Here is a 3,345-nt window from a genome sequence, read left to right as displayed (position 1 = left end):
GTTTCTCTGATTGCACCACAAGGTAAGCTTGGATTGATCGATGATCCACAAACCTTTGATATTATGCCGTTTAAGACTAAATCTATTTCTATCCATTGGGAGCTCATGTTCACCCGCTCAATGTTTGAAACCGATGATATCGAAAAGCAAGGTGATCTATTGCAACAGGTTGCCCAGTTAGTTGACCAGCAAAAAATTAGAAGTACGCTTAACCAAAATCTAGGCAAAATTAACGCTGCAAACTTGGAAAAAGCACATAAGCTGCTTGAATCAGGCAAGTCAAAAGGCAAAATTGTACTAGAAGGTTTCTAACACGCATCTTGTAGAACATATCTTGGGCAACACAGACCCTTAAAATAACTCACCAAACGGCTGGCAGAACGAAAACTGCCAGCCGAAATCACCCATCATCTTGGCTATGCCAATATGCCACACTCGACAACTAAAACGACAATCAATAAATTACTGCCACTAAGATAATGATAAGCCCTGCCATCAGTATAGAGATGACAGAAATCAACGCGGCTTGGGTATATTGATGGTTCATACAGTTATTCCGACACGCTAATACGCTTTATGAATCTAATAAACTTTGCGTATAATTTTCGATACCCATCGAGGTCAGCAGTTCCATTTGCGTTTCTAGCCAATCAATGTGCTCTTCACTCCCGTCTTTGAGTTTGATCAATAATTTGCGAGAGACAAAATCGCTTTTCTGCTCACATAAAGCAATCGCATTTTTGATGATGTCAGTTTTTTGATACTCGAGTTGCAAATCACAACGCAAAATTTCAGCGACATTTTCACCGATTAAAATTTTGCCAAGCTCTTGCAAGTTTGGTAGACCATCTAGTATTAAGATACGCTCAATGAGGTCATCTGCCCATTTCATCTCATGAATCGACTGATGATACAATTTTTCATTGAGTTCACTCAGTCCCCAGTTTTTGGCGATACGCGCGTGTAAGAAGTATTGGTTAATAGCAATCAATGCCTGACCCAAAACTTGGTTTAGCGCTCTTAGAATTTCTTTATCGACTTGCATAATGTTTACCTTAGTTGCCTTATTGCTTTGTCGCCTTATTCAGAGATATCACCGAGCTGAGATTGCAGATAATTGGCTAGTCCCATCATATCAATCAGTCTTAACTGCTGCTCCAACCAATGCGCATGGTCTTCTTCGGTATCGACCAATTGGGCGACCAAAATCTCACGGGTTACATAGTCTTGCTCTTGCTCACAAAGCGCAATGCCGTCTTTAAGATGTTGACGAACCGCATACTCAAGCTGAAGATCGGCTTTTAGCATACTTGGCACATCATGACCGATGTTGATATCGGCAACTTTCATGTTGGGTGTGCCTTCTAGCATCAACACCCGATTGATTAAGGCACGCGCATGATCGCTTTCTTCTTCCATTTCATGATGCATACGCGTATGAAGTTTTGGATAATGCCATTCATGATACATTTGCGCATGAATAAAGTACTGGTCACGAGCCCCCAGTTCACCACTAATTAAGAAATTTAGATAATCAATAACAGCTTGGCTGCCTTTCATGGGTATATCCTTGAAAAATGAACAGAAACAAAGGTTGGGTATTATCTGAAATACTAAATTAAAGTGATGTTAAAAACAATTCATCGCAGCAAATAATTTACAATATTTGTCAGTCGCTCATTCATTGAGATTAATGAATAAGCCTGGGTGTGTACGCTAACAGCTCATTAGGCAATTTAATAAACTAGGCAACGTTAATACATTAGGCAACTTCAATAAATAGGTGCGTATAGTTATTGATGCTCTGGGCGTACTCTTCGAGATAACCTTCAATCATTGGCTGACATCCGCCACAACAAGTAGCCACATCAAGCTCAGCTTGTAATGCCTCTAAGCTGTCATGACCTTGTTCAATGGCTGTTTTGATTTGACTTTCTTTGACGGCATTACAGATACACACAAACATACGCACCTCGTTGATAAATTTTCTTATATAATAATGATAATTATTCTTATTATCAATAAAAATTTTATCAATCAGGTTATTCACTGACAAACGCAATCTTGGTTAGCTTGTTTTCGCTCGCTGTTGCTAGGATTTGCGCGACGGTATCATATCGACTGTCTTTATCGACGCGCAGCTGAATGCTTGGGGTCTCGCTTAATTTGCCTTGTTCGGCAAAGCGTGTGTTTAATTGTGCCAAACTGATACTGGCATCATCCCAAAAAATCTTGCCATCTTTATCAATGCTTACTTGTATCACTTTGGGCGGGGCTTCATTGACTTGTGCTGAGGTTTTGGGCAAATTTAGCGGTACACTGGGATTGATTACCGTTGCCGTCACCAAAAAAATAATCATCAATACCAGCATGATATCAATCAGTGGAATCAGATTGATTTCATTCATGCCCGTCGAAGCGTCATCACCGAGTTGAAATGCCATAAGTTATTCCCTGTTTATCTATTTATCTGTTTAGCGATGGGTCAAGGTTAGGCTTTTTTCAGCATTAAGTCAGCGGCGTTAGTTTGTTGCTTGGGCTGCGAGCTGGTTTGCAAATGGGGCTGGGTGGCTACACTAGTTTGCGTAACTTGGCTCGAAGAATTCATTAACACGTTGGCAAGTAAGGTATGCGCCGTGTCATTCGCTTGGTGCATGGCTTTGCGATTGATTCGTACTACGACATTGTACATAATCACTGCAGGAATCGCTACCGCAAGCCCAAGCCCAGTCATAATCAAAGCCTCCCCAACCGGTCCTGCGACTTGACCAAGTCCTGCTTGACCTGATTTAGCGATGCTATCTAAGGCATGAAAAATCCCCCACACGGTACCAAATAGCCCAATAAAAGGGGCAATGGCAGCAGTCGTACCAAGGATATTTAAGCCCTGCTCACTGGCAAAACGGTAGCGATTGAGCTGTTGCAGTAGCTGCTGCTCAGTGACCAATTTTTGATTGTCTAGAGATAAGGTAGTAAGTTGAGCTTGCTGTTGGTGAATTTTCTGGGTCAAATCTTGCGACACTGTTTTGGCAATTTTTTGGCTATTTAAGATACGTAAAATGCCTGTAATCCAAGACAGTATCGATAAAACAATTAATACAAAAAATAACGTCTTGGTCACTACATCTGTATATTGCCAGTAATTTGCAAAATCCATAATCATTCCTATAACACGATAAATATAAAAACTAACTTTAAATGTTAGTATAAATGATAATCATTATCAACAAAAATATTAAAAATTAGGTTCAATTTAACAAGCGACTGTATTAGGCTGTGTCCTCAATTCACTTTAACATGAATAATGATGCAAGCGAGGTAAATCATTGACTCAAAATTACGAGC

General features: G+C 40.1%; 6 protein-coding genes. 1 reads left to right on the top strand and 5 read right to left on the bottom strand.

The annotated features are described in order from the left end of the window. Positions 1-312 (top strand): zinc-binding dehydrogenase (locus ACH0AB_RS11690; RefSeq protein WP_406878247.1); only part of this gene is annotated, 312 nt, incomplete at its 5' end. Between the two features lie 262 nt (positions 313-574). Here ACH0AB_RS11690 and bfr (ACH0AB_RS11685) read toward each other — a convergent pair. From bfr (ACH0AB_RS11685) to ACH0AB_RS11665, 5 genes are all read right to left on the bottom strand, one after another. Further along, the gene (bfr, locus tag ACH0AB_RS11685) at positions 575-1,045 is read right to left on the bottom strand and encodes a bacterioferritin (protein ID WP_406878246.1); all 471 of its coding nucleotides are present in this window, start codon (positions 1,043-1,045) and stop codon (positions 575-577) included. Positions 1,046-1,080: 35 nt separating this feature from the next. Then, positions 1,081-1,560 (bottom strand): bacterioferritin, encoded by a 480-nt coding sequence (gene bfr / locus ACH0AB_RS11680; protein WP_062333970.1) that lies wholly within the window; start codon positions 1,558-1,560, stop codon positions 1,081-1,083. A 202-nt stretch (positions 1,561-1,762) separates the two neighbouring features. Beyond that, a complete protein-coding gene (locus ACH0AB_RS11675; RefSeq protein ID WP_007116452.1) occupies positions 1,763-1,966 on the bottom strand; it encodes a (2Fe-2S)-binding protein in 204 nt (67 codons plus the stop codon). A 76-nt stretch (positions 1,967-2,042) separates the two neighbouring features. Then, complete coding sequence (locus ACH0AB_RS11670) at positions 2,043-2,444, bottom strand: ExbD/TolR family protein (RefSeq protein WP_007116453.1); 402 nt, start codon at positions 2,442-2,444, stop codon at positions 2,043-2,045. A gap of 47 nt (positions 2,445-2,491) precedes the next feature. After that, positions 2,492-3,157 (bottom strand): MotA/TolQ/ExbB proton channel family protein, encoded by a 666-nt coding sequence (locus ACH0AB_RS11665; RefSeq protein WP_406878245.1) that lies wholly within the window; start codon positions 3,155-3,157, stop codon positions 2,492-2,494. Positions 3,158-3,345: the final 188 nt, after the last annotated feature.

Origin of the sequence: Moraxella sp. 179-F 1C4 NHS (assembly GCF_045370505.1) — a bacterium.
Taxonomy (GTDB): Bacteria; Pseudomonadota; Gammaproteobacteria; order Pseudomonadales; family Moraxellaceae; genus Faucicola; species Faucicola tetraodonis.
This window is presented reverse-complemented; position numbering and strand designations above follow the sequence as displayed.